General features: G+C 39.6%; 29 protein-coding genes. 14 read left to right on the top strand and 15 right to left on the bottom strand.

Annotated features, from left to right (window positions below):
• The 3 genes from BW716_RS31455 to BW716_RS31445 form a co-directional block, all read right to left on the bottom strand.
• A partial coding sequence (locus BW716_RS31455; RefSeq protein WP_143709142.1) for a response regulator transcription factor occupies window positions 1–548 on the bottom strand: 548 nt, incomplete at its 3' end.
• A 101-nt stretch (window positions 549–649) separates the two neighbouring features.
• Window positions 650–1,090: a hypothetical protein gene (locus BW716_RS31450; RefSeq protein ID WP_083730024.1), complete on the bottom strand. Its 441-nt coding sequence runs from the start codon at window positions 1,088–1,090 to the stop codon at window positions 650–652.
• 21 nt (window positions 1,091–1,111) lie between these two features.
• Window positions 1,112–1,573, bottom strand: coding sequence for a pyridoxamine 5'-phosphate oxidase family protein (locus BW716_RS31445; protein WP_143709141.1), 462 nt, complete (start codon window positions 1,571–1,573; stop codon window positions 1,112–1,114).
• Between the two features lie 261 nt (window positions 1,574–1,834).
• Here BW716_RS31445 and BW716_RS31440 point away from each other — a divergent pair, with 261 nt between their 5' ends.
• Window positions 1,835–2,974, top strand: a complete 1,140-nt coding sequence (locus BW716_RS31440) for a PAS domain-containing sensor histidine kinase (RefSeq protein ID WP_083730022.1) — start codon at window positions 1,835–1,837, stop codon at window positions 2,972–2,974.
• A gap of 327 nt (window positions 2,975–3,301) precedes the next feature.
• On the opposite strand, the gene BW716_RS31435 is transcribed toward BW716_RS31440, so the two are convergent.
• The 3 genes from BW716_RS31435 to BW716_RS31425 form a co-directional block, all read right to left on the bottom strand.
• A complete protein-coding gene (locus BW716_RS31435; protein ID WP_083730021.1) occupies window positions 3,302–3,589 on the bottom strand; it encodes a hypothetical protein in 288 nt (95 codons plus the stop codon).
• A gap of 129 nt (window positions 3,590–3,718) precedes the next feature.
• On the bottom strand, window positions 3,719–4,525 hold the full coding sequence (locus tag BW716_RS31430; RefSeq protein ID WP_083730020.1) for a hypothetical protein: 807 nt from the start codon (window positions 4,523–4,525) through the stop codon (window positions 3,719–3,721).
• 116 nt (window positions 4,526–4,641) lie between these two features.
• Window positions 4,642–5,316, bottom strand: a complete 675-nt coding sequence (locus tag BW716_RS31425) for a BON domain-containing protein (protein ID WP_083730019.1) — start codon at window positions 5,314–5,316, stop codon at window positions 4,642–4,644.
• Window positions 5,317–5,634: 318 nt separating this feature from the next.
• Between BW716_RS31425 and BW716_RS31420 the strand changes: the two genes are divergently transcribed.
• The 3 genes from BW716_RS31420 (at window position 5,635) to BW716_RS31410 (ending at window position 7,790) form a co-directional block, all read left to right on the top strand.
• Window positions 5,635–6,147, top strand: coding sequence for an ATP-binding protein (locus tag BW716_RS31420; RefSeq protein WP_083730018.1), 513 nt, complete (start codon window positions 5,635–5,637; stop codon window positions 6,145–6,147).
• Window positions 6,125–7,135 carry a hypothetical protein gene (locus BW716_RS31415; RefSeq protein ID WP_083730017.1) on the top strand — a complete coding sequence of 337 codons (1,011 nt, stop codon included), beginning with the start codon at window positions 6,125–6,127 and terminating at the stop codon, window positions 7,133–7,135. Before BW716_RS31420 ends, BW716_RS31415 begins: the two co-directional genes overlap by 23 nt.
• Window positions 7,136–7,283: 148 nt before the next feature.
• Window positions 7,284–7,790 (top strand): hypothetical protein, encoded by a 507-nt coding sequence (locus BW716_RS31410; RefSeq protein ID WP_083730016.1) that lies wholly within the window; start codon window positions 7,284–7,286, stop codon window positions 7,788–7,790.
• A gap of 12 nt (window positions 7,791–7,802) precedes the next feature.
• Here BW716_RS31410 and BW716_RS31405 read toward each other — a convergent pair whose 3' ends face one another.
• Window positions 7,803–8,783 (bottom strand): aldo/keto reductase, encoded by a 981-nt coding sequence (locus BW716_RS31405; RefSeq protein ID WP_083730015.1) that lies wholly within the window; start codon window positions 8,781–8,783, stop codon window positions 7,803–7,805.
• A gap of 176 nt (window positions 8,784–8,959) precedes the next feature.
• Between BW716_RS31405 and BW716_RS31400 the strand changes: the two genes are divergently transcribed.
• Window positions 8,960–9,829 (top strand): helix-turn-helix domain-containing protein, encoded by an 870-nt coding sequence (locus BW716_RS31400; RefSeq protein WP_083730014.1) that lies wholly within the window; start codon window positions 8,960–8,962, stop codon window positions 9,827–9,829.
• A gap of 57 nt (window positions 9,830–9,886) precedes the next feature.
• Here the strand turns inward: BW716_RS31400 and BW716_RS31395 are convergent, their stop codons facing one another.
• The 5 genes from BW716_RS31395 to BW716_RS31375 form a co-directional block, all read right to left on the bottom strand.
• The gene (locus BW716_RS31395) at window positions 9,887–11,530 is read right to left on the bottom strand and encodes an alpha-L-fucosidase (RefSeq protein ID WP_083730013.1); all 1,644 of its coding nucleotides are present in this window, start codon (window positions 11,528–11,530) and stop codon (window positions 9,887–9,889) included.
• Complete coding sequence (locus BW716_RS31390; protein ID WP_083730012.1) at window positions 11,527–11,886, bottom strand: L-rhamnose mutarotase; 360 nt, start codon at window positions 11,884–11,886, stop codon at window positions 11,527–11,529. The genes BW716_RS31395 and BW716_RS31390 overlap by 4 nt, the downstream gene beginning before the upstream one ends.
• Window positions 11,873–12,301: a hypothetical protein gene (locus BW716_RS31385; protein ID WP_083730011.1), complete on the bottom strand. Its 429-nt coding sequence runs from the start codon at window positions 12,299–12,301 to the stop codon at window positions 11,873–11,875. The genes BW716_RS31390 and BW716_RS31385 overlap by 14 nt, the downstream gene beginning before the upstream one ends.
• Before the next feature lie 300 nt (window positions 12,302–12,601).
• Complete coding sequence (locus BW716_RS31380) at window positions 12,602–12,889, bottom strand: hypothetical protein (RefSeq protein WP_083730010.1); 288 nt, start codon at window positions 12,887–12,889, stop codon at window positions 12,602–12,604.
• Between the two features lie 68 nt (window positions 12,890–12,957).
• Entirely contained in the window at window positions 12,958–13,398 is a 441-nt protein-coding gene (locus BW716_RS31375; RefSeq protein ID WP_083730009.1) for an Hsp20/alpha crystallin family protein, read from the bottom strand.
• 1,096 nt (window positions 13,399–14,494) lie between these two features.
• Between BW716_RS31375 and BW716_RS31360 the strand changes: the two genes are divergently transcribed.
• From BW716_RS31360 to BW716_RS31350, 3 genes are read left to right on the top strand one after another with little or no spacing between them, the layout of a single operon-like run.
• Window positions 14,495–16,810, top strand: coding sequence for a TonB-dependent receptor (locus BW716_RS31360; protein ID WP_083730006.1), 2,316 nt, complete (start codon window positions 14,495–14,497; stop codon window positions 16,808–16,810).
• A gap of 21 nt (window positions 16,811–16,831) precedes the next feature.
• On the top strand, window positions 16,832–17,398 hold the full coding sequence (locus BW716_RS31355; RefSeq protein ID WP_083730005.1) for a hypothetical protein: 567 nt from the start codon (window positions 16,832–16,834) through the stop codon (window positions 17,396–17,398).
• Between the two features lie 22 nt (window positions 17,399–17,420).
• Complete coding sequence (locus BW716_RS31350) at window positions 17,421–18,158, top strand: hypothetical protein (RefSeq protein ID WP_143709140.1); 738 nt, start codon at window positions 17,421–17,423, stop codon at window positions 18,156–18,158.
• Window positions 18,159–18,303: 145 nt separating this feature from the next.
• Here the strand turns inward: BW716_RS31350 and BW716_RS39270 are convergent, their stop codons facing one another.
• Together BW716_RS39270 and BW716_RS31345 are read right to left on the bottom strand one after the other, a co-directional pair.
• A complete protein-coding gene (locus BW716_RS39270; protein ID WP_143709143.1) occupies window positions 18,304–18,537 on the bottom strand; it encodes an outer membrane beta-barrel protein in 234 nt (77 codons plus the stop codon).
• Between the two features lie 269 nt (window positions 18,538–18,806).
• Window positions 18,807–19,040, bottom strand: a complete 234-nt coding sequence (locus BW716_RS31345; protein ID WP_083730003.1) for a hypothetical protein — start codon at window positions 19,038–19,040, stop codon at window positions 18,807–18,809.
• Window positions 19,041–19,197: 157 nt separating this feature from the next.
• Here BW716_RS31345 and BW716_RS31340 point away from each other — a divergent pair, with 157 nt between their 5' ends.
• From BW716_RS31340 to BW716_RS31315, 6 genes are all read left to right on the top strand, one after another.
• Complete coding sequence (locus BW716_RS31340) at window positions 19,198–20,565, top strand: alkaline phosphatase (protein WP_083730002.1); 1,368 nt, start codon at window positions 19,198–19,200, stop codon at window positions 20,563–20,565.
• A gap of 10 nt (window positions 20,566–20,575) precedes the next feature.
• Entirely contained in the window at window positions 20,576–20,953 is a 378-nt protein-coding gene (locus BW716_RS39265) for a MerC domain-containing protein (RefSeq protein ID WP_083730001.1), read from the top strand.
• Window positions 20,954–21,088: 135 nt separating this feature from the next.
• Window positions 21,089–21,721: an ATP-binding cassette domain-containing protein gene (locus tag BW716_RS31330; RefSeq protein WP_083730000.1), complete on the top strand. Its 633-nt coding sequence runs from the start codon at window positions 21,089–21,091 to the stop codon at window positions 21,719–21,721.
• Complete coding sequence (locus tag BW716_RS31325) at window positions 21,718–22,899, top strand: ABC transporter permease (RefSeq protein WP_083729999.1); 1,182 nt, start codon at window positions 21,718–21,720, stop codon at window positions 22,897–22,899. The genes BW716_RS31330 and BW716_RS31325 overlap by 4 nt, the downstream gene beginning before the upstream one ends.
• The gene (locus tag BW716_RS31320; protein ID WP_083729998.1) at window positions 22,892–23,329 is read left to right on the top strand and encodes a hypothetical protein; all 438 of its coding nucleotides are present in this window, start codon (window positions 22,892–22,894) and stop codon (window positions 23,327–23,329) included. Before BW716_RS31325 ends, BW716_RS31320 begins: the two co-directional genes overlap by 8 nt.
• A 3-nt stretch (window positions 23,330–23,332) precedes the next feature.
• Window positions 23,333–24,283 carry a GTP-binding protein gene (locus BW716_RS31315; RefSeq protein ID WP_083729997.1) on the top strand — a complete coding sequence of 317 codons (951 nt, stop codon included), beginning with the start codon at window positions 23,333–23,335 and terminating at the stop codon, window positions 24,281–24,283.
• Here BW716_RS31315 and BW716_RS31310 read toward each other — a convergent pair.
• Complete coding sequence (locus tag BW716_RS31310; RefSeq protein WP_083729996.1) at window positions 24,280–24,690, bottom strand: transcriptional repressor; 411 nt, start codon at window positions 24,688–24,690, stop codon at window positions 24,280–24,282. The two genes, BW716_RS31315 and BW716_RS31310, sit on opposite strands and share 4 nt — an antisense overlap.
• Window positions 24,691–24,851 lie beyond the last annotated feature (161 nt).

Here is a 24,851-nt window from a genome sequence, read left to right as displayed (position 1 = left end):
AAAAGTTTAAACAACTTCAAAATAAAATAAAGATAGGAAGGGTGGTTTCCTTCCTGGTAAATAATTTGTTTATTTTTAAACGTTTTGATATTACGGTCTTTGATGAGGGCTTTAAAGGGTTCTTCTTCCATTGTATTGGAAATGACTGGTGGCATTGCTACTACATGATGCCTGGTGTGGGCCGATTTTTTTAGCTGGCATTCAATGGCACTTAACAACTCTGACGGGGTAAACGGCTTGGTGATGTAATCATCAGCTCCCATGTCCATACCTTTACGTATTTCTGATCTTTCAGCCCTTGCTGTCAGAAAAATAAAAGGCACCTTACAGGGTGTATCGCTTCTGTTTAACATTTGTAAGACTACATAGCCATCCAGGATAGGCAATGCCAGGTCGCACACGATGAGATCCGGATGTTGCGTTTCTGCAAGCGTTAATCCTTTTTTTCCATCGCCGGCTTCTATAACTTTATAATTTGCCATTTCAAGTATCTCAATGATATTTTCTCGTATAGCCTGGTTATCTTCAATAACGAGTATTGTAGCCATAGGGGAACGGAGTTACAACGGTAAATATGGTGCATATAAATCGAAAGACACCTTAATTTACTAAAAATCAACCGTATATAAAAATTTTATTGGCAGGATCTTCAAATTTGCTTTTCCCTCTTTAAAAGTAGGATTACAGCAATGGCCAGAATAACTGTACAGGGAAATGATGATCCTGCTCCCAGGGGAGCCAGGGCTAACAAATAAACTATTCCAGCGACCAAAGCCGTTTTCCTGTTATACAAAATACCTATACCTATAAACAGTTGGATGATCATTAACAATATTATATATAAAGTGATATGTATTAACAATACCTCTGCTATTAAATATTCATATACTGGCAGGGCAGCTATTAATTCATAAACATTGTAGACATCTGGTTTAAATGTGGCCTGCCATGCGTTCACCAGCGCGGCGATCAGGAATAATAACGCAATAATGATCCTACCGGCTCTTTTATACCAGATACTAATCAATAAAATTAATATTGCCCCGGCATTGGAAACCAGGAATGCGAGTGAAAACAAATTACCTCTCATAATAGTGAACTTAAGATCCCATCAATCTCCCTGCTCAAATCTGCCAGTCATTTCTTCAATTGAGATGCGATAAACCACTGGCCGGATATTAGCATTAAAATGACCGTTTTCTTCCTCTCCGACGATTGCCGTACTATGATGTACCTTTTCGGCTTCGGTAAATTGTAATAACCTGCTCATAAGGTACTTGATTGAATAAAACCTTTCTTTTTCATCGAGGATTTCCTGGTACTGCCCCCAAATAATAACGCTCTGCCAATTGGTTATACTGTTTATCACATCTACCTCAAAACAAACCTCCGGATTATTACGCATCATATTAATCTTCATCCCCTCTGCAGAATGGGCTATGATGGCCTTCCCATTGTAAGCATAACATACAGGAACCACCAAAACCCTTGAATTGCTGCTGCAACCTATACGCCCCATCATGTTCTGCTGCAGGATGGTGTGCATTTGCTGATCTGACAATTTTCCTATCATATACCTATGGTTATTGTCATAAGTTAAGCTGATTCTTTGCAAATAACATTGATATTGGTCATGGGAAGGGATGATAATATTTCATCCATTCGGATGAAAATCAAAAAAAATTCTATTTTAGCGATGACGAGAGGATTTGCGCGAATCCCTCATCTTTAATACATATAATAGATTGTATTTCAATTGATAATAAATCAGTCGTATCACCTATAATCTATTTTCCTTCAAGACAAGCCTGCATAAAAAAAACACCACACATTTATGAATGTATTTAGTTCTGCTCCGGAATTAGATTTGAATGCGCTATTCAATCATGCATCTGTTGGGATCATGGTAACAGATGAAGATGGATATATTATAAAGGCCAATCCATTTTTATTGAAAATGTTCGGGTATGAAAACCACCAACTGGAAAACCAGAAAATCGAAGTACTCATACCGCAAAGGTATCATGCCAGCCATACTGCCAGGAGGAGCCATTACATGAAAAAACCCGATAACAGGCAGATGGGACATGGCTCAGAGTTTGAGGCAATAAAAAAAAGCGGGGAAATATTTTCGGTTGAAGTAAGCCTCAGTCCATATCAGCAGCATGGGAAAAAATATATAACAGCCTTTGTAAACGATATCACCCTGCGCAAAAAAGCTGAAGCCGAATTACTTGAAGCAAAAGCAAAAGATCTGATTATGGAAGTGAATCTCTCGCGGGAAATACAGCTAAATGAGCTAAAGACAAAGTTTGTCTCGATGGCCTCGAATGAATTCCGTATTCCTCTCAGTGCAATTCTTTCGTCGTCTTATCTTATATCGCAATATGGACAGAGAGGTAATTTTGATCAACAGGAAAAACATATCAATAAAATAAAAAACGCAGTCAGTTTATTAACCGGTATTCTGAACAACTTCCTATCTATTGAAAAAATCGAAGAAGGAAAGATCACACCCACCATTAAAGAAGTAGCAATTGAAGATTACCTCACTAACATCTGTGAAGAGATCAGCCCACTTACCAGTCCCGAACAGCAGATTATTTACACGCATACAGGAGGACTTACTATATATACAGATACAGTACTCTTAAGGCATATAATCACCAATCTGTTGTCAAACGCAGTTAAATTTTCACCTAAGCAAAAGAATATTTATATGTATAGCCAATGTACGGACACCGAATTTGAAATTAAGGTGGTGGATCAGGGCATTGGTATTCCTTTAGCATCCCAGGCAAATATATTTGACCGCTTTTTCAGGGCATCTAATTCTGGTAATATTCAGGGAACTGGATTAGGGCTGAGTATTATAGCCAGTTATGTAAAATTGCTTAAAGGAACTATTTCTTTTGAAAGTGAGGAAGGAAAAGGGACTACGTTTGTTGTTAGGTTTGATTGTTTTCTGGAATAATAAACATTAATTTAATTACAACGCAGGAATAAATATCCTGGGACAACTAAATATTTTAAGGCAATATAATTTTTGCTGGCCCATTTATGAATTTAATCATTGCAATCAGCCTGATTCCTTTTTTACCCGCTACACTCCTCCCCTCCAAATTTAAAGATGCTATTGCGCAGCACAATTATCAGTTACCCACTCCTGATCATATGATTGTTTAAATATTGGCAACAGACAACCCAGTGTCAGGAATGAGCTATAAATACCGGCTGACTTGTTAGTTTCAGAAAATTCGTAGCATGACTTGAGCTAAAAAAAGATGACAACCTGTTTCTATCATAAGCGCCAATAATGAAAAATGCTTTCTGTCTTTGAAGCAATGCCTCCGTCAATGTAGCCCTTGAATCGCCACCAACCAAAAAATACGCTATGAAGCCATTCACGAAACTTAGATCGCTCTTCTGTCTCAATTTTAGCAGGATTAATACTAACAACCACAATTCTTGTATCCCGCAGTTCCGGAAACAGATAGGTAAACTGCTTAATGGCATACATAGAATCGGCCATGCCATCATAAGCAAACACCAACTGATCAATACTATTGACCAGCGCTGTAAAAAACACCTAATGAATATGTCTATATAAAAGTAAATTAGAAAAATAAATTCAATTATGAAATGACATTTATAGGTTTTATTATCGTCATTAACCGCTGAAAGAAAGCAGAAGATTCTGCCCGCATTAAGCAAAGGCTCACAAATGGGCGATAAATATAGGGAACCTGAATAATGACATTGCCTTATTGGCAAAGCTGGACCTGAATGCAGAAGATATACCGGAACGGCCAAATCCACCGGTTATGAGTATTGGAGAAGGGACCTTCATTATGTAGTCTTCAAAAAGCTGCATCGTTTCCATTACAAGCTCCTGGAAGTTGGGATAATGCGCACTCAGTAATAACTGAATAGCAGAGGAAGACGGCATAGTCCCATTACTATTTATATGCAAAAGAATCGTAGTTTTATTACATAACTCCGGAAATAGATAACAGAACATTTTTATGGCAAATACAGATGACGCAGTACCATCATAAGCCAGTACTATATTTTCAGGCTCTTTTTTATATTCGGGCACCACTATTACAGGGCATTCCGCATCATGAAGGGCATCGCGCAAATTTTCTGCAGGTATGTTCAATGCCAATTGTCCCAAAAACTCCTGCGACCCAATTAAGAGAAGATCAGCAAATCTACTCTCCTTCTTAAATATGGGATATGCATCCAAAGATAAGTCTTTGTGTACCCTGTACTCGATATGATGATGTATACAATAGTTTTTGAAGCGCTCAATATTCTCGTCCACTGTTTCTTCGTCTACCCGTATATGAACAGGAATATCTAGTGCACCGAAACCATACATTTCAGACATACCTGTAAAATCAATTCCGGGAAGAAAGCTTCCTACCAACAGGATGGGCTGGTTGTCATTAATATGCTGAGACAGCTCCATCACACCATTAGAATATTGTCCGCCATCAAAAATCGCCAATACCTTTTTCATGATTAAAATAGTTTAGGTATGTAAATTAACAACCCGTCATTTCCGGAAAGTCAGCATGCAAATTTGTAGTTTCGGAAGGAGCGGCAAAAAGGGTAACAGCCGAAAAACAATAGACATTATCTGATCGCAGCGGTATCATAATACTCTACTTCTAGATCATTGATAACAGCTGAAACTCCAGGAGTAGACCAAACTACATGTTCTACCTGTTCCAGCTCCCGCCAGGAGCGCACTGTTCCATTGAGGATGATCGTATTATCCAGGGTTAAAACCTGAATATTGTGGGCGTCAATATTGGCCATCCGGTGCAATGCTTTTAAAATATTGTTCTTTACCAGGAAAAAAGACGATATTGGTTTTACAACAATCAAATTAGCAATCCCTTTCACTCCCTGCAGGTCTTTAACAACATCTTTTGCAGCATTCCGCTGATATTGCCATTCTACTTCCCCTTCCAGGGTGATATATCCATTTTCTACTTCAATGCGGACCTGATCTTTTGGAACCAGGCTGTTCCATGCCAATGCATCTACAGCAGCCTTTGCAATCTCAGCGTCTGTTTTCCTGCTACTGCTGGGATAAACTACTTCTATAGCCATTGCTACGGCCTTAACATCCTTAATTCTTTTAACCGCACGTTCTGCTGAGTTCTTTTTACTGAAACTATCCACTGTACCGCTTAAGGTTACAATTCCATTTTTAACAGACACCCCTATTTCAGCAGCTTCCAGGGATGGTTCCCACAAAAATTCATCCAGGATATTTTGTTGCAATATATAATCACTTCTCACTATTCGTTGTTTTTAGGGTTAAAGAATATCCAACTTTCATATTAAAGTTAAAATATGTGTGGCTCCCAAATATTAAGAAAGATCATGCTGAATAATGACATTCATCACCCGAAAAACAACCGGTATGAGCAATGAGTGAAAAAACTATAGTAAGCATCATTTCCACCTATATAAATTGATATTACTTTAGACACTAAAACAGGAGAATGTCTATTTTATTCCTGCATTGTCATTTTACTTATTGCATTTATTTTCCTGAAATAAAAATGGAAATGATATTTAAATTACCTTTCAATCGGACTACAAAAATTATTCAGTATGGTAATCATCGTCACAGGATTGCCTGGATCAGGAAAAAGCTACCTGGCAGTACGTTTGGCTGATGAACTGCAGGCTGCCTATGCCAGTAGCGATCGTATCAGGAAAAAGATGATACCTAACCGCACTTACTCCGTCAAGGAGAAAGAAAGCGTATATGACGAAATGTGTAACAGAATGGTGGCAGCCATCCAGGCAGAAAGAGACATAGTACTGGATGCTACATTTTACAGGGATAGCCTCCGGGAAAAGTTCATCCTGGAAGCCGGTCCGGAGAGCCAGATCCGCCTTATTGAAGTAACTGCAGCAGAATCGCTTATAAAAGAGAGATTGGGGCAAAAAAGAGCCGACAGTGAGGCTAACTTTCATGTGTATCAACAATTAAAAGCGCAATATGAACCCATACATGTACCTCACCTGACCCTCGTTTCGACAAACAATAATATAGGTGAAATGCTCGATTCAGCATTAAAATATATAAGATCAAACCATGACCAGGGAGCAGATCAATAAATTACTAGCTGATATAAGTATGCATGCACAGGAGCAGCCCAAACTCATAGAAACCCATATTTCATGGGTGATCTTAGCAGCTACTAATGCCTATAAAATCAAGAAACCCGTTCGCTTTTCCTTCCTTGATTTCTCGACATGTGAAAAAAGAAAATATTATTGTGAGCAGGAAATCACGCTCAATAATCGACTCACCGAAAATATATATCTTGATGTACAACCCATCCGCGTCAAATCCGGCTATTATAATTTGGGCGGGGATGAAGGAGAAATAATTGATTATGCTGTAAAAATGATGAAGCTGGATGGAGATCTTCAAATGGATATATTACTATCTAAAAATAAAGTTACTTCGGAGCAAATTCACAAACTGGCAGAGAAAATAGCATATTTTCATAAAAATACTACTAAAGTATATGGGATAGATCCCTTTGAATTGCAGGAACAATTTAATGATCTTAAAAATGAAAAAGAATTCTTAAGTGAAAACCTTGGGAAGCCCGATTCCCTTATTATTGATAAAGCTATACACTTTTCTGATTTCTTTATCAGGGAAAATGCCTCCTATCTGACAGAAAGAATTAAGAATGGTTGTTTCCGGGACTGCCATGGTGACCTCCATACAAAAAACATTTTTTTGTTGCCAGATCCACAGCCTTTTGATTGCATAGAATTTAATGATAGTTTCAGGCAGATAGATATACTAAATGAAAATGCATTTCTATGTATGGACCTGGATGCAGCTGGAAGACAGGATCTCTCTGAGCTGTTTGTCAGTAATTATAACGAATTCTTTCCCGCTGTTAAATCTTCTAAAGAACTAAAACTATTTAGATATTATAAAGGTTACCGTGCAAACGTAAGGGCAAAGGTGAACAGCCTCAGGGCGGCCAGTGCGGAAAATGAAACAACCAAAAATGATTATTTATCCCAAACTGTCAGATATCTCAGGTTAATGGATAATTACTTTAAAGGTGATATTATGTAAACAAAACCGGATAAAGAATTCTATCTGCATAGCCTACTTCTGTAAAGGAATCCAGCCAAATTCAAAATTATGAATCAGCATCCGAAATTATTTCAATACAGTGTCATTTTCAATATTTATTCATTTAATATCACGAATTATTATCCTGATGAACAAAGCACCAAAAATAATGAGCGCATGGCAAATGGATGGTATCGGGCGAAACCTGCTAACCTTGAGAAATACGCCTGACTGGACAGATGGTCTGCGACCAGGCAATGCCCGCACGCCCTATCGCACACCCGGCGGTTTTTATCCAGGTGTATTGGCGCAATATGTGGTGATGTCTGAAGAATGGTTGGTACATGCGCCTGTTACCTTAACAGCAGCTGAAGCCAGTACCATCCCCTGTGCCGGCCTTAAAGCCTGGTTTGCACTGGCGGAACGGGCGCGTGTACGTGCTGGCGACACCGTATTAATTCCTGCCACCGGCGGCGGCGCTTTATTTGGATTACAAATTGCCAAAGCACATGGCGCACATGTTATTGTTTATGGCCGTGCAAAAAACAGAGAAAGGACGATGGCATCAGATGCGGATCACTTCATTGAAAAAGAAAGACTGAACATGAATATAGAAAACTTAAGAAATTATCAGAATCTGAAAATATCAAGTTAAGCCAAATTTAAATTATAACAATAGAATCTCCTTCCAGAACGCCTGAGGAATTTCCGCTTTCGTCATCATCAAATTCTTTGCAACCTGCTCTGGCCTGCTAGTATTCAATGCTATACTCTTCACTCCCGGAGCAGACAAACCAAAACGGATACAAGCTGTCGCAGGACTTAGATCGTACTTTGAACAAACAGCAAAAAAGCGTGCACGCCAGGTGAGCAATGCCTGTCCGTACTCATCCTCCTTATCTACGGGTTTATAATTGTAATAATCTCCTCCTGTCAAAAATCCTCCATTAAACACAGCAGAATTAATTACAAATATCCCACGGCTTTGAAGATCATGCATTAAAAGGGCCAGTTCAACAGGATGATCATATATCGTATAACTGTTTGCAAACATCACCCAATCCAATTGCACATCACCTGATAAGCGCTTTATAAACCGCCAATCCTTTGCGCCAACACCTATCGCCCTTACCTGGCCAATCTTTTTCAAATCATTCAATGCTTTATAGGCTAATAAAATATCGTTATAAAGATTTTCTTCATGTGATTTGTCGATAGCCTTAGCCACATACTCATCTGGATCATGAACGGAAACAAAATTGGCTTTGTAATTTCCCAACAGTTGGTTACCCTGTTCATAACACTCCATTATACCTTCATACCCTATCCGTTGTATGGCATCATATTGAAGATTTTTCCATACACCTGGTTCAAAGGTAGGTTCAGCATGTTCCAATGGAACTCTTAACCATCCCAGTTTGTTGCTGATAATGACATCATCCGGAGAAACCGCTAATTCATGAAGTGCCTGACCAAGGCATTCAAGTGCAAGCCCGGCGCCATATTTCCCGGCAGAATCAAATGCAGGTGGAGCTGCTGAATGTGTGATAAATTCCTTTACAATTGCAGTCTTTGTTGGTTGGGACAATTCCTGGTATAAATTTCCAAGGCCACTGGTCCCCATTATGACTTCTGACAGTTGAAGCATGTACGGTTGATTTTAAATGTCTGGTTTACATCCCATTCAAATATGAATACATTCAGGCAAATTTCTGTTATACAAAAACGACATTTGTATATAAAATTCCGGCCTGTTTAATAAATGTAATTAAAGAAATTTTATGTAGTTTCCCATTTCAAACCAACCTACAAATTGCCACCGTTATGAGGAACCGATTTACATTCTCATTACTGAATACAGACTATGTACAATTGAATGAGAGTTGGAACTATCTCAATGTGATCAGTCCGTTTTACCGTTTATATCTCATAGATGATGGTATTGGACATCTTTCAAATCCTGAAAAACAAATTACACTAGAAAAGGGGAACCTATATCTCATACCGAGCTTTACTATGTTCAACCAGACATGCCTTTCCAACCTCAGCCAATATTACATTCATTTTATAGAGGAATCGTCGGATGGAAGTTCCCTTTTTGCAGCAAGTAGAAAACTATTACAAACTGAAGCAACTGTTGCTGATATAGAACTATTCAAAAGGCTCATTGCTATAAATCCGGGCAGAGATCTCCGTAAATCTGACAACCCTAAAGTCTATGAAAAAAGTAATATACTGAAAGGTTTCCAGGAAGCCAACTCCCGGTTGAACATATCGACTATCCTGGAAACGCAGGGATTAATACAAATCTTATTATCCAGGTTTCTAAACTGTAAGGATTTTGCCAATGAAAACAAAAAACCGATTCCTTCCAGAATTATGGAAGCAATCAATCATATACAAACTAATTTATCCGGAAATATTTCTGTAGAAGAACTGGCTGCCCGGGCTAACCTAAGCACAGATCACTTTTCCAGATCTTTTTATCAGCATACCGGCCAGCGTCCGCTTCAGTTTATTCAGCAAAAACGTATAGAACGTGCACAGTTCTTAATTCTAACATCCAATTTTTCATTTGCGGAAATCGCTGAACAAACAGGATTTGAAAGCTTAAGCTATTTTGCCCGGGTTTTTAAATGCACGACAGGACAAACACCCGGGGTTTACAGAGATAGCCATGCTTATAACATATAATAAAAAATCCTGCCAGCTTTCGAAAAGCTTAGCAGGATGTACTTCCACTTAAACGTATTAGTTTATTTTCAGCGGCAGGGCATAAGACAGTAAACCTGATCGTTCAGGTAATTCTACTTCTAATCCGTTCGAACTGCGGTTGAATTTTAAAGACGAACTATTTCCGGGTAATGAGATTCTGCTAATGGTACCGGGGTAGTGGGTACTGCCTGTAGCAAGCGTTTTAATCATTATCCGGCCATTATCCGGCCATTCCATCACCGTTGCATACAGGGTATCACCCTTAGATACAAACCTTATATCCTTATCAGTATAGGGGCGCCCCTTCCCTTCATTAAAACCCTGTGCACTTAACGGTGCCGCATTTTCTAATGCCGGTCCTTCGCCAAATACTTTCCAGGGTCTGGTGCCATAAATACTTTCACCATTTGCTGACATCCACTCTCCTATTTCCTCCACGATCTTCCGTTCCTCTTCATCGATGGTACCATTTCCCCTTACCGGAATATTCAATAACAGGTTCCCGTTTTTACTGACTATGTCAACCAACATCTGAATAACCATTTTGGAGCTTTTATAGCCCTTCCTTTCGAAGATCTCCCTGTCGTAATGCCAATCCCCTATACATGTGTCTGTTTGCCACGGTAAGGGTTCTATACTATTACTTTGCCCCCGTTCAATATCCCAAACCATACATTTGCGCTGCTGTTCATCCAGGATTTTCCCGTTTATAACCACTTCAAGTGACTTCCGCGTTTTCAGACTCCGGTTGTAATAATGAGCTGCTATACGTAATCCAGCATCGCTCGCCGGCCATAGCGGCAGTGCTGTATCATCAAAATAAATCAGATCAGGATCATACTTGTCAATAAGATCCACAGTCCGGTTATAAAATTTTTCACAATATGCCGGTGAGGGAGGGCAAACCCCATTCCCCCAGCCCCACTGGCGATGAATCATGCCATTGTCGTAACTATTTTCACTCAAAGGATGATTCTGGGCATAGAGGTCCTGCGGATCCAATCCTTCCCACCAGGTGCCTTTCCCTTCCTTTTTACTGAGCTTCCCGTCATAAGGGATACCGGCATATGCCCCTTGTTTATCTGCCCTTTGTGCAGTTTCCATCCAGCTCCAGGTATGCGCAGCGTGTACGCTTACCCCAAAATGTAATCCCTGGTTTTTTGCTGCTTTTACCCATCCGCCAACCAGGTCCTTTTTAGGTCCAACCTTCAGACTGTTCCAGACCGGCTGATACTTACTGTCGTATAGGTCCAGGTTATCGTGATGGTTGGCGAGTGCAATAAAATATTTAGCTCCGGCCTTTTTATAAAGCGCAACAAGCGCATCGGGATTCCAGCTTTCGGCTTTCCATTCGTTGATTACATCCTTGAAACCAAATTTGGAAGGATGTCCGTATTTTTTCAAATGAATATTATACTGCCTGTGTCCTTCTATGTACATATGACGTGCATACCAATCTCCACTCTCAGCCTGGCATTGCGGTCCCCAATGTGCCCATATACCAAACTTTGCATCGCGAAACCACTCAGGCGTGCGGAACTTTTCCAGCGAGGACCATGTAGGCTGAAAAGGACCTTTTATCATCCCTTCTCTACTTTCAGAAAAAGCCTGTAACCTTCCGGGCAACAGCATAGCAGCGCCTGCTATGCCAATTTGTTTGATTAAATTTCTTCTATTCATTGGCTGATATTATTTAGATCATAAATTTTTTCCATCAACACCCACTTTGTTCCGGGAGTAGTTCCCGGTAATAACTGCTGATACTTATCCATTATTTCTTCCCATTTCCGCACTTTTTCATTTGCATGATCCATTTCTTTTTTACGCTCAAAACTAAAAGTATGATCTACTTCCATAATCATGAATAAGCGATTAAACACCCGATAAATCTGCATACTGACGACACCTGCATCCATTATACTATCGGTAATTTCACGCCAGGAATTTGACGGCTTATGCCAGTCCTCATATTCACTCATCATTTGCGGATCGTCTTTCAGATCCAATGCAAGACAATATCTTTTAAATTGTGTCATGACTCTTTGAAATAAAACTAGGTAAATTTTGAGGATTTATATTACTGACATGACTTTCTTTTGCAGTTTCCGGTCTAATGTCAGCTTCACTCCATTTCTTCTCCGCCATCTGCAACCTACCTAAAATTGCCAGGGCCGCCCCTGCTGTCATACGTCCATTTTCAGTAGGCCGGGGCGCAGATAGCACCGGATACGCCGCTTTCAGCTCAGTCTCCACAAAATTCCATACCTCCTCCTTTGTACCCTTTTCTTTAATAGTTTCCCCTGGCACAGGGCGATTTTCAGAAGTTAAAACTTTACCGATAATTGAATACAAATTTTGTCCGAATTCCACAAAATTCAGGAAGGTAAGGAATAGAAACAAAAAGGCAGGCCATGTAGTGGATGACAATCCACACATCAGTGTTTTTTTCATAACAGAAAATTCATTTAATACAGGTGATAAGAATTCCTGGATTATAAAGAAATATTAAGCTTTAGTACTTCGTAACAATCACTATAAATTCACGCTGTATCAAATTTGAGATTTTCTTTAATAACCAGTATTGTACAAAACTAGTTTTGTTTTATACTTTTCCGACATTCAGTAATAACCAGGATGGTATAACATATAAGGATGGACAATTTTGGAAACTATAGCCTATTTAAAAAATATTGAGGTCAAATATAGGTAATGAGATATGGCTGTTTAAGCCTTCTTAGGTGCAATAAGTATTTATTCGAGGTTTAATAATTTAAATACTTCGCGTGAAATATAGTGGCTATTCTCCTTCAATTCGGCCAATGTGCAGAACTGCGTGGCAAGTGTAACCGTTTTTATGCTGCTTTGCCATATTAAATTTATCTGGAAAGGGGCATCTCCATTAGCATTGACCGGAGCTCCTTTCATACATGCAAAGATTCTTTCTGCATCGTTGGGAATACTCCCTAATTGGTAATGGCAGAATGCGGTATAACCCCGAATGGTTTTGATACTTACCTCTATGATATAGGATGCTTTCATAATTGTCACGAAAATCGTTGGCACCCGCTTTTTAAGCAGGTGCCAACATAGGATAAAACAATAACCGGTTATTGAATTTCTATTAAACGAGGCGTTTTTTTCCTGGCCGATTCCGTTTTAGGAACAACGAGTTTTAGGAGCCCGTTTTCATACTTTGCCTCAATGTGATTTTGATCCACCACATCTTTAGGTAGTTCAAAGCTGCGTTGAAACATCTGGTAGCTAAACTCCCTGTGAGTATAAGGATCATTCTCATGGGAATATTGATTTTCCCTGGAAGCTGAAATGGTAAGGGTATTACCCTCCAGCGTAATTTTGAAATCCTTTTTTTCCATACCGGGAGCAGCCACTTCAACTTCAAAACTGTGATCATTTTCCCGAATGTTCACTGCTGGAACTGTCATACTGGTAGAAGAAAAATTACTGTTGCTCCAGTTAAAAAGTTCCCGGCTAAAGAAATCATCAAAGAATGGTAATAAACTTCCATTGGATCTTTTAACGAGTGTCATAAAACCTTCTTTTTAATTGTTAAACAATAGTATAAAGAGCTTATATCAAAGACGACATCAAAGGCCGTACCAGCCAGAAAAAATTTATCCTCATTCATTACAATTTGTCATTCAACAGGAAAAGATGACAGCATTTCGTGTCATTTTTTCTTAGCATTTTCAAGCCCACACCAATCACTGGTGGCAAAATTGCTCGAATCATATTATGTAAAATCGCCTGCATCAATTTGTCCAAGTTTTACATGTTAGGCCCATCACCGCCAGTAACTGACAGTTCGTCTTAATCCCAATGAATTCTGTATTCGCGAATTGTAAGTACAACATGATAAAACGGATGCAAATTAAGACAGGAACCTCCTCATTCGTAGCTATTTCTACTGATAACAACCACCGGTTATATACTATAAATTTTTTGACAATCAAATTGCAATAATGGCCTTGCTGCAACACTGCATATTTCAGTCTTACGACGGCTTTTACATTCATTAATTTAGAATGGAGCTGCCATTAATGATAAGCAGCCTAGATGTGCTGGCTATACCCAAACCCGGCATTGTCTGTCGTATCATAGGTTGCATGGCTAATCCGGCCTATTCATTTAATGCCCGACTCCATCTACCAGTTCTTAAGAGGATGAGAATAATCTGCCTGCAGTTTATGCTCCCCATCAGACTGTTATTGGACTGTGTATTTGTCATCAGTTCTTCCTGGATATGATGATACTGATATCCGATGGTAAACAGCTGCTTTTTGTACCTCTTAAATCCTTTTTCCATACTGGCATTAAAACCAAACGCGTCGGGATAAAGGTATCTCCTGTTATAAGCATTCGCTGTAGTACTATCCTAAACATTCTTTAATAAGGTGCTCCTATCACTTGTATAATGATCTTTGAATACTACAGCTAATCTCCTAACAGCCATTATGGTATCTATAACGTGGGAAGAATCATTAGTACAAAACTATCTGCACAGATATAATACCATTTACCGGTCAACCCGGTAATAAACCACCCATAATGCAACCCTGTTGCACATTCAATCTTAAACTATATTTGCAACATTATTGCAAAACCAACAATAATTAGAGGTGTCTCATGAAACAAAAGACATGGCTGGTAATCAAGATTCTGTTTTTAATGTTCACCAGCCGCACATCAGGACAAGTATGCAATTTTCATATTATTGGAAATATTCTGAACAACAACCAAAAACCCGTTGTTCATGCAAGTATTACACTCAGTAATGGACAATCTTCTATTACAAATAAAAACGGGTACTATGATATCGATTCAGTATGTAAAGGTACATATACCATTACCTGTGCTGCTGACTCAGTTATTTTTCTACAGAGGACTATTTATATAAACAATAACACCACTCTCAATTTTACCTATCACCACATGGAGGGTGATCTTAAAGAAGTGGTAATCAATGCCAATAAAATTCATGACTTAACGACGCTCAATCTGATTGAGCTAGACAAAAAGCAACTTTTTCAATCCGCTGGTAAAACGCTGGGGGAAAGTCTGAAAAATATTCCCGGATTAAACAGTATTCAAACAGGGCCGGGTATTTCCAAACCTGTTATTCATGGGCTACATAGCAACAGGGTACTCATTCTCAATAATGGTGTCAGACAGGAAGGACAGCAATGGGGCAGTGAGCATGCTCCGGAAATAGATCCGTTCATCGCCGGCAACATGACTATTATCGAAGGCGCAGCTAGTCTGAGGTATGGTTCGGATGCCATTGCTGGTGTGATTTTACTGGATCCCCCTGCGCTAGTTAATGATAGGTTGAAAGGCGAAGCAAACCTGGTGGGCGCATCTAATGGCCGAATGGGGGCCATCTCGGGGTTACTGAATGGTGCAGGGTACAATAAATGGGAAGGGATTCAGTGGCGTGTTCAGGGTACTTTGAAAAGGGCTGGTAATTTTAAAACTGCAACATATTACCTTGGTAATTCAGGAATTGATGAACATGATTATTCAGCGACCATCGGGTATCACAAGGTCAATTTTGGCATGTTTGCTTATTATAGCAGCTATCAAAGCAAAATGGGCATCTTTGACGGCTCTCATGTCGGCAACCTAGATGATCTTTACGCCGCATTTGCCCGCCCAAAACCAATTACCCCCTCCTATTTTTCATATAAAATAAACCGAAGCTATCAACAGGTAACACATGACCTATTAAAACTAAATAGCTACTACAGGTTTAAAAACAATAGTCGTGCAGAATTAACTTTTGCCCGTCAGTCCGACCTCAGGAATGAATATGACGTTGACCTTCCTTACAGCGATGATCCGGCAGTATTAAACGCGCCACAGGTGAGCTTCAAAATCAAGACCCACACGGTTGACCTGATTTATCATACCCCAGAGAAAAAACATTTTTCCGGTTCCTATGGTATAAATGGAATCACACAGGGCAATGTATTTAAAGGCATCCGTTACCTAATTCCTAACTTCAGGAACTATGGAAGCGGTATATTTGGAATTGAAAAATACAACAGAGACAAGTGGACATTTGAAGGCGGCCTAAGATACGATTACCGCTGGCTGAGAGTATATAGACGCAATGACAACTCCCTTACTGTCTATACACAAACTCATACATATAATAACTTAACCGGGAGCGCCGGAGCTACCTTCCAGATTACCCCTGATCTTTCTGTCAGTGCAAATACAGGCAGCGCCTGGAGAGCTCCGAGTGTAAGTGAATTATACATTAAAGGGATTCATTTAAGTGCCGCATCATACGAGATTGGTGATTCTACCTTGCAGTCGGAGCGTTCTATCAATAACAGTATAAGTTTTAAATACACTGGCCAAAAATTGCTTGTTCAACTCAACCTGTATGACAATGAAATTAATAACTACATCTATGCCAAACCTTCTCTCACAGGTATTACCCTTGTAAGCGGCACTTATCCGGTCTTTCAGTACACACAAGCGAATGTCAGACTAAGAGGTTTGGATGCAGAAATAAATTACCAGCTATTAGCGCCGCTGGCCATTATTTCGAAAACTGCTATTGTACGAGGGTATAATAAAACTATTCATGACTACCTCATTTTCATGCCTGCTGACAAATTCGATAACACCTTAAAATATCAAATACCCAACCGCAGCAAATTCAAACAGAATTTTATTAACCTACAATATGTTTATACCGCCAGACAGACAAGGGTGCCACCAAATAGTGATTATGCAGCACCACCAGCCGCGTATGGACTGCTCAATTATTCTATGAGCACTCAACTGCCACTTCACAAAAATTTGCTGGACATCAGCTTCTCTGTAGACAATCTTACCAACGTAGCTTACCGGGATTACCTGAACAGGTTCAGGTATTACGCCGACGATTTAGGTATCAGTTTTATACTGCGAACCAAACTTACATTTTAATTAAATCCAAATTCAATAAGTATGAAAAAAATCCTGATCACTGCATCATTGATGGTAGCATTTGCAACCCTTATGAATTCCTGTAAAAAAGATGAGACAGCCGTAGCACCACCTGTTCCGGGAAATGAGTTTCTGACTACTGTTGGTTTAAAAGTAACAAATGCGAATGATGCAACAGACGTTCAATATGCTTATTGGACAGACACTACGCTTATTTCAAATCCTCCTGACAGTATCAATACACCGGTACTGAACCTAAAAGCCGACAATAAATATAATGTTGAGGTATTATTTCAGGACCGTACGACTACTCCTATCGGAGACGTAACTGAAGAAATCAAAGAAAGGGAGAATTACCACCTGATATGCTTTACTTCTTCTCCCAGTCTTAACCTTACTGTAGCACGTACAGATAAGGATACAAACACCCCGGCATTAGAGGTAGGTCTCACTGACCTGTTTACTACCGGCGCTGCTGGAACAGGAGAACTAAATGTACAATTAAGACATCAACCAAATGTAAAAGATGGTACATGCCAACCTGGTTCAACTGATGCAGATGTAAACTTCACTATTAATATTCAATGATTTCAAAATTTACTTGTAAACTATGAAGAAAATAATTTACGGCTTTTCAATATTGAGCCTTTTAAGCATATCCATTTTGTCAGATGCACAGGATAAAAAACCCACTAAAACCGGGGGTAAAAGCTTTATTGCCGTTACAGGCGGTTTATCTACCGTAGGTGGCAATTATGCTAAAGGTGATTACTACAATAGTCAATCTGGTTTTGCAAAAACAGGTTTCAATTTAGGTATTACCGGTGCCTGTTTTTTCAAAAACTCTAACTGGGGAATTGGCGGTCATTTCTTTTACACACATTATGGATTTAACAATTCGCAGGGAATGGCAGAAGGTTATAAAGAAGATTTTGATATAGATAGCTCAACTGTATACATTAAAGGACAAAACCAGAATTTAAATTTTCTCATCGGCCCATATTATAATTTCTCCTTTGGTAAATTAAGTCTGGATATCCACGCACTGGCTGGATTAACCCATGCCACCCTTCCGGGAAATGAAGTTTACCTGGAAGACGGCATAGGCAATCAACTCATTCAAAAAAAGTCTACAGCCAGTGTATTGGGACTGGAAGGAGGTTTCAATCTGAAGTATGCAATCACCCAACATTTTGGTGTGTTGATTGGAGCTAACTACAACTATGCTAAACCAAACTTCAAGGTAGTCAATGAAAACAGAAATGTAAATGCGGGAAGGAAAATTGATAAATACAACGAAGCAATAGCTGGTATACAAGGTAATATTGGGGTGTTTTACAGCCTTTAATGCCCGATCACGTAATAGAGGAAAAGATCAACTGATGAAAAATACGCTAAAGATCGTCTAGCATAAACAAGGTAGTTGATCGCATCAATCAGATATAATATACGCAATAAAGCCTGGCAGTCCTGCCGGGCTTTTTTATAACATCTTAAAAGCGCCTCAGTTCCTCTGACGAGCGTACCTTTCCTGCACTCAGCTTACCGCCCATCTGGTATTGAAAAGTAAAAGCTATCCACCTTGAATCTGATGCATTTCGACGTTCATTTTCGACCAACTTACTCAATGACTTCCTGAACGTCCGGTTTGTGTGAAACAAATCCGAAAATGAAACTTTCAAATCCAGTTTTCCCTGCAGAAGTGATTTCTTAAAACCTCCATCCAGTGAAAATTGGGAACAAGTTCTTTAAATATCGTATAACTCAGGAGATGTTTATTGGAAAGTTAACTTGGCAATAATTTGTCCAGGTAAATAGAAATACTAATGTAAAATAAGGACTGATGATAATTGACTTGCCAGGAATCCACTTATCGGGTAAGACGTATAACTAATCTTTGTGGAAGGTTCCATCCTCCATCCCCTAATGAACTGAATGGGACTTATTAACAACAGATCCCAGCGATTCTTATAAGAAAAGATGGCATTCTGGGCGATTAATTGCGACGAAGCACTATCAATTTTCCCTGCACGCTGTTCTTCTTTGTAATAATATTTATCTGGCCTGCAATACCCGCTACATGTAATTCTGCTCCAGGTTTATTGATTGTCTGTATGTGGCCTAAATAATCTGATGACTTGCCGTTCAACAAATTCGATAACTGTTGCCCACTAAGGTAGATTATTTTTCCATCAATCATGATATGTCTCCCTGGCATAAGGAATTTCATATCAGCAGTTTAATTGTTTCAAAAAACAGGAGTAATAGTTGTATTCCATATTAAATCCATTCTTTTGCGGGCATTCAATTATTTTATTGCAACTTAGTTGCGAATAAACAAACTAAACAGTACTTTTGCAACATTGTTGCACACAAATAATACTGTCATGAGAAGAAGAGACTTTTTTAGAAATACTTCCATCACACTGCTCGGTAGTAGCTTTTTCCCTATACATAAGTTGCAGGCGAAAAATTACCCTCCTAAAACTGCCAGGAATATCATCTTTATGGTGAGCGATGGTATGAGTATAGGTACTCTGAATTTGGCCAGTCTGCTTTTGCAACGTAAAGAAGGCAGGCAAAGCCATTGGTTGAGCCTATATGAAGAAGAAAAAGTATCAAGGGCATTAATGGATACCGCCTCCCTCAGCTCACTCATTACAGATTCTGCAGCCGCCAGTTCTGCCTGGGGAGGAGGTGTCAGAGTTAAAAATGGAAAACTGAATGTGAGTGAAGATGGTACCCATCATACCCCCATTTTACAAAAATTTAAAGCTGCCGGTAAAGCTGTTGGTTGTGTAACTACCGTTCCAATTACACATGCTACTCCCGCAGGTTTTAGCGTTACTAATGCAAGCCGGGGTGACATGCATGAGATAGCTGAACAATACCTTCCATTGAAATTTGATGTCATGATGGGTGGCGGACGTGAATATTTCCCACCTGGTCTCTTAGCCCGTTATGAAGCTACGGGGTATACAGTAGTGAAAAACCGTGATCAGATGCTGCAACTTAATAAGACACCTGCATTGGGTATATTCAATGAAAACGGTTTACCATATGCACTGGATCATATACAGGATATCACTTTACAGCAAAACATACCCACTCTTGCAGAAATGTCCAAAACCGCAATTGAGTTACTTAACAAAAACAAACAAGGATTTGTCCTGCAAATAGAGGGAGGAAAAGTAGACTGGGCTGCACATGCCAACGATGCCGGTGCACTTATCTATGATCAGATAGCATTTGACAATGCCATTAAGGTTGCCATCGATTTTGCATCTAAGGATGGAAATACCATGGTCATCATCACTACCGATCATGGCAATTCTAATCCAGGCTTATTCTATGGTGACAATGCCAATCAGCAGTTTGACAAATTGCAACATTACCGTTACACAAATGAATGGATATTAAATGGTGTAAACAAATCCTTTACACCTGCCCAACTAATTGAAAGGATTGAGGCCGCACAAGGAATCGCTATTACTAAAGATGAGGCAGCATCAATATTGGTACATTATGAACAATTGGACGAGGCTGGACTGTACAACCCCCGCAAACTTCCTTTCAGGCAACTCGCAGCCATACAATCAGGCTATACGTCTATAGGCTGGGGCGCAATGGATCATTCTGCCGACTATGTAGAACTGGCTATTTATGGCCCCGGGCGAGACCTAATTAAACCATTTATTAAAAATACAGATCTGCACTACCTGATGCTGCAGGCTACCGGTATAAAGAACAATTAAAAAATGGAAAATGTTTATGAATACTGATTACAGGAGCAGATTGGATGCCATCGGCATTGCTGCGTCTTTTGCATGTGCCATACATTGCGTGTTACTACCTGTTTTGTTTACTACACTAACATTGTTTGGTATCGAGTTCCTTGACAATATATATATCGAAACCACTACGATCCTGATTTCTATGAGTGCCGGATCGTGGGCACTATTTAACGGTTATAAAAAACATCATAATACGGTATTAATAATATTATTTGTAACGGGGCTTATTCTTATGATTGCAGGAAATCTTGTTCCCTCCCAATACACTGACATATTATGCAAGCTGGCTGGCAGCCTTCTAATAATCATTGCCCATCTTAAGAATGTCAAACAATGCCGGCACAAATAAGAAAATGGCTGCTCATCATAATATTCATTTACATCATATTAAACCTGCGTACAGCCTGTGGATGCAGACCTCCCTCTGTTCTAAAGAAAATGTTGTTTACACCGGGATCGGTAAAATTTAAAATAATATACAAAAATGCTCCGGGCACTTCACCTGCAATTCGCATATAACACAGAAACGGTATTCAATTACCCTGATATCACCTGCAATAAGGATTCTCCCGTTCTTATAACAGGTAAATCGGGAACAGGCAAGACGACACTCCTCCATTTACTCGGCTGTCTGCTAAGACCTGCAGGCGGTCAGCTAATAATTGATGGTACGGATACTACCCTATTACGCGATAAAAAACTGGACAAATTCAGAGGCCGGCATATTGGCATTGTTTACCAGTCTTCTCACTTTATGAGTGCCTTGAATGTAATAGACAATATCCTGTTACCCAGGTTTTTTACACGGGCTACCGCAGATACCGGCAGAGCAGTTTTACTGGCAGAAAGGCTACAGATAGAGCACCTTCTGCACAAACGGCCTTCAGAATTAAGTAATGGAGAACAGCAACGGGTATCAATTGCCAGAGCATTGATCAACAACCCGCAACTATTACTGGCCGATGAACCTACCAGCAGCCTTGATGATGACAATGCCACCCGCGTCGTGCAATTATTACAGGAACAGGCCATGATTAGCCAGGCTACGCTTATCGTAGTCTCTCACGATGCAAGATTGAAACACCATTTTTCAAACCAGGTATATCTTGCCAGATGACTGCAAAAATCATTTTCAGAAACCTTATCCAGCATCCGCTATCTACTCTGCTTAGTTTATTACTGCTCACGTGTGGCACTGGTATCATCTCTATGTTGCTGGTTACCCAGCATCAGCTGGAAACAAAAATGGATAATGACCTGCAGGATATTGACATGGTGGTAGGAGCCAAAGGTAGCCCTTTGCAATTAGTGCTATCTGCTGTCTACCAGGTAGATGCTCCGGTTGGCAATATTTCTCTGGAAGATGCGGATAAACTATCAAACCTTCCCCTCATTAAACAGGCCATCCCATTGGCATATGGTGATTCCTATCAATCGTTCAGAATAGTAGGTACAGACAGCAATTACCTGAAGAAATACAACTGCCGGTTTAGGGAAGGTCAAATCTTTACTACTACCATGGAAGCTGTCATTGGCAGTCAGGTGGCAACACATACAGGGCTAAAAACCGGAGATTCTTTTGTGGGGATGCATGGACTAGGGAATACAGGTCATGCTCATGCTGAATTTAAATATAAAGTAACCGGGATCATGGCAGAAAATAATAGTGTGGTAGACAACCTGATCCTGACAAATATTGCTTCCGTCTGGAAAATTCATGAACACCATGATGACGATCACAACCATGTCGAAAAACAGATTACAGCTTTATTGATAAAATACAGAAGTCCGCTTGCCATGATTTCACTGCCACGCATGGTAAATGAAACAACGCCCATGCAGGCAGCTATTCCACAGCTGGAAATAAAACGCTTGTTTACCCTTATGGGCATTGGTATTAAAACATTACAAATCATCGCACTTGCGATTGTATTGCTATCAGGTATCAGTGTTTTCATTGCCCTTTATTCCAGGCTGAAAGAGCGTAAGTACGAACTAGCCCTTGCCCGGGCTATGGGTAGCAGTCGTTGGCTTATTAGCTGGTTCCTATTGTGTGAGGGACTAATCATGGTTATTATCGGATTTGTCACAGGTATTATGTTAAGCCGTTCCGGCTTATGGATGTTAAATAAATATGCCGGGCCAAAGTACCATATTAATGTATTTACAACGACGGTATTACCTGAAGAATGGTACCTGCTGCTGGCAACTATCCTGCTGGGAATTGTAGCGGCTGCATTACCAACAGTAAAAGCATTTCAACTGAACATTTCAAAAACCCTTGCCCATGAATAAAATGTTGCTAACAATACTGCTTACCATCCATCCAGTTGCAGAGCAGGAAAAGCCACTAAAGGCAAGCTGGTTCACCCTGCTGAATATTAAATATGAAGAGAAATATCTGAATGACATAAAAGGGTATATGCTCTTTCCAAAATTCCCCCAGAATGTAAAAAATCTGGATGGGAAACTGGTGGAAATCACAGGCTTTGTCATACCAGTAGATAAAACCGGGGCATCACTTGCACTATCCGCCAACCCATATGCCAGCTGTTACTTCTGTGGCGGTGGCAGCCCCGCATCTATCATTACCGTAAAACTTAAAAAAAGGAATACCGGTTATGACATAGATGACTACAAAAAATTTAGAGGCAAGCTAAGATTGAATGCCACTGACATCAATGAATTTTATTACGTTTTAGAATTATCAGAGGAGGTAAATTAATTTATGAAACAAATACAGCCTAAACCGGTCACAATTATCACAGGATTTTTAGGTGCAGGAAAGACCACCTTTCTAAACGAATTGCTCATAGCTGAGAAAAGAGGTAAATACGCTATCATTGAAAACGAATTCGGAAAGGAATCCATAGATGGAGAACTTGTGATGGAGATATCAGATAATATCTTCGAGATGAGCAGCGGCTGCCTATGCTGCAATCTTAATGAAGATCTTGTGGCTCTCTTAATTGATCTTTCCAATAAAGCCTCCGCTTTTGAAGAACTGATCATTGAGACCACAGGAATAGCCGATCCCTCTTCTGTAGCCCTACCATTTCTAATTGATCCCATCGTAACACGTTACTACCAGTTGCAACGGGTGATCTGCCTGGTAGACGCAAGAAATATTTCATACGAACTGGCTACTACCGAAGAAGCCCGGAAACAAATCAGCTTCAGTGATATCCTGCTTATTTCAAAAACAGACCTGGTGTCTGACGAAGAACTGGCAGGTATACATAACTTACTAAAAGAAATAAATCCATTTGCAATCATATTATCCGGAACAAAAGATCATTTTCCTCACAAGGAAATGATGGATTATATCAGGAAACAAAATGAACATTATAACGGGCAGGAAACCAAAACAGAAAAACATCACCATAGTTTATCCTCACTTACGTTGACTTTTGACAAGCCTTTTGACATTCCTAAACTACAGCATACAATGATGGTATTCATGGCAGTACAGGCCAAAGATATTTATCGTGTAAAAGGAATTGTTTACGGGTTTGGCGAAAATGAAAAATATATCTTACAGTCAGTAGCAGAGTACCTGGCCATGGCCCCCGGTAATCAATGGCAGGAAGGAGAAATCAGAAGAAGTAAAATAGTATTTATCGGGAAAAATCTTAAAATGAAAGGATTTGAACAATTGCTGTCTCACGCACTCTACTAGCAACAGTTCTGACAAAGGCCCTTCACCCTGTAAAATACCTGTCTTACAATATTCCCATCCTGTATGGTATTGGGAATCAGCACACCAGCATCGGAAACGGTAATAGTCCTGCATTTTTCGCACTGAAAATGCAGGATACTACTATTATGCAAAGCGATACAATATTGCAGACTTCTGCCACACAAAGGGGAAATACAAAGTACCCTCCGCTCTACAAACAGCTGCAAAGTCCGGTAAATAATAGACCGGCTCATTTTATTTTTCAATGAACAGTTTATTTCCTTATTAGTCATGGAATATCCATTCCTCAGGATAATTTCGAGGATAGCCTTTCTTGTTGGAGTAACCTTTAAGCCACCTTCCGACAGGAGCATTTCAGCTAAAGTCGTATTTTTATTCCTCGCCATAATTGCATCAAAGATGCAATTTACTGTTTTTTTTTAAATACGCTGTTCCTTGAATATCAAAATCGGCCCCGAAGGTGTCTTTAATAAATCATTAATAAATTGGAGTGGATCAATCTTTCTCTCATGAGCTATTTCAATTCAATCTATGAAGTTGTTTATAC

The sequence above is a fragment of the [Flexibacter] sp. ATCC 35208 genome, assembly GCF_001975825.1.
Lineage (GTDB): Bacteria > Bacteroidota > Bacteroidia > Chitinophagales > Chitinophagaceae > Chitinophaga.
Note: the sequence above shows the minus strand (reverse complement) of the source record. Positions and strands in the feature narration are given on the sequence as shown.

Coding starts and splice junctions, on each gene's coding strand:
- BW716_RS31450 (WP_083730024.1), bottom strand. CDS start 1,090: ATGAGAGGTAATTTGTTTTCACTCGCATTCCTGGTTTCCAATGCCGGG.
- BW716_RS31445 (WP_143709141.1), bottom strand. CDS start 1,573: ATGATAGGAAAATTGTCAGATCAGCAAATGCACACCATCCTGCAGCAG.
- BW716_RS31440 (WP_083730022.1), top strand. CDS start 1,835: ATGAATGTATTTAGTTCTGCTCCGGAATTAGATTTGAATGCGCTATTC.
- BW716_RS31430 (WP_083730020.1), bottom strand. CDS start 4,525: ATGAAAAAGGTATTGGCGATTTTTGATGGCGGACAATATTCTAATGGT.
- BW716_RS31420 (WP_083730018.1), top strand. CDS start 5,635: ATGGTAATCATCGTCACAGGATTGCCTGGATCAGGAAAAAGCTACCTG.
- BW716_RS31415 (WP_083730017.1), top strand. CDS start 6,125: ATGACCAGGGAGCAGATCAATAAATTACTAGCTGATATAAGTATGCAT.
- BW716_RS31410 (WP_083730016.1), top strand. CDS start 7,284: ATGAACAAAGCACCAAAAATAATGAGCGCATGGCAAATGGATGGTATC.
- BW716_RS31405 (WP_083730015.1), bottom strand. CDS start 8,783: ATGCTTCAACTGTCAGAAGTCATAATGGGGACCAGTGGCCTTGGAAAT.
- BW716_RS31400 (WP_083730014.1), top strand. CDS start 8,960: ATGAGGAACCGATTTACATTCTCATTACTGAATACAGACTATGTACAA.
- BW716_RS31395 (WP_083730013.1), bottom strand. CDS start 11,530: ATGAATAGAAGAAATTTAATCAAACAAATTGGCATAGCAGGCGCTGCT.
- BW716_RS31390 (WP_083730012.1), bottom strand. CDS start 11,886: ATGACACAATTTAAAAGATATTGTCTTGCATTGGATCTGAAAGACGAT.
- BW716_RS31385 (WP_083730011.1), bottom strand. CDS start 12,301: ATGAAAAAAACACTGATGTGTGGATTGTCATCCACTACATGGCCTGCC.
- BW716_RS31380 (WP_083730010.1), bottom strand. CDS start 12,889: ATGAAAGCATCCTATATCATAGAGGTAAGTATCAAAACCATTCGGGGT.
- BW716_RS31375 (WP_083730009.1), bottom strand. CDS start 13,398: ATGACACTCGTTAAAAGATCCAATGGAAGTTTATTACCATTCTTTGAT.
- BW716_RS31360 (WP_083730006.1), top strand. CDS start 14,495: ATGAAACAAAAGACATGGCTGGTAATCAAGATTCTGTTTTTAATGTTC.
- BW716_RS31355 (WP_083730005.1), top strand. CDS start 16,832: ATGAAAAAAATCCTGATCACTGCATCATTGATGGTAGCATTTGCAACC.
- BW716_RS31350 (WP_143709140.1), top strand. CDS start 17,421: ATGAAGAAAATAATTTACGGCTTTTCAATATTGAGCCTTTTAAGCATA.
- BW716_RS31345 (WP_083730003.1), bottom strand. CDS start 19,040: ATGAAATTCCTTATGCCAGGGAGACATATCATGATTGATGGAAAAATA.
- BW716_RS31340 (WP_083730002.1), top strand. CDS start 19,198: ATGAGAAGAAGAGACTTTTTTAGAAATACTTCCATCACACTGCTCGGT.
- BW716_RS39265 (WP_083730001.1), top strand. CDS start 20,576: ATGTTTATGAATACTGATTACAGGAGCAGATTGGATGCCATCGGCATT.
- BW716_RS31330 (WP_083730000.1), top strand. CDS start 21,089: ATGCTCCGGGCACTTCACCTGCAATTCGCATATAACACAGAAACGGTA.
- BW716_RS31325 (WP_083729999.1), top strand. CDS start 21,718: ATGACTGCAAAAATCATTTTCAGAAACCTTATCCAGCATCCGCTATCT.
- BW716_RS31320 (WP_083729998.1), top strand. CDS start 22,892: ATGAATAAAATGTTGCTAACAATACTGCTTACCATCCATCCAGTTGCA.
- BW716_RS31315 (WP_083729997.1), top strand. CDS start 23,333: ATGAAACAAATACAGCCTAAACCGGTCACAATTATCACAGGATTTTTA.
- BW716_RS31310 (WP_083729996.1), bottom strand. CDS start 24,690: ATGGCGAGGAATAAAAATACGACTTTAGCTGAAATGCTCCTGTCGGAA.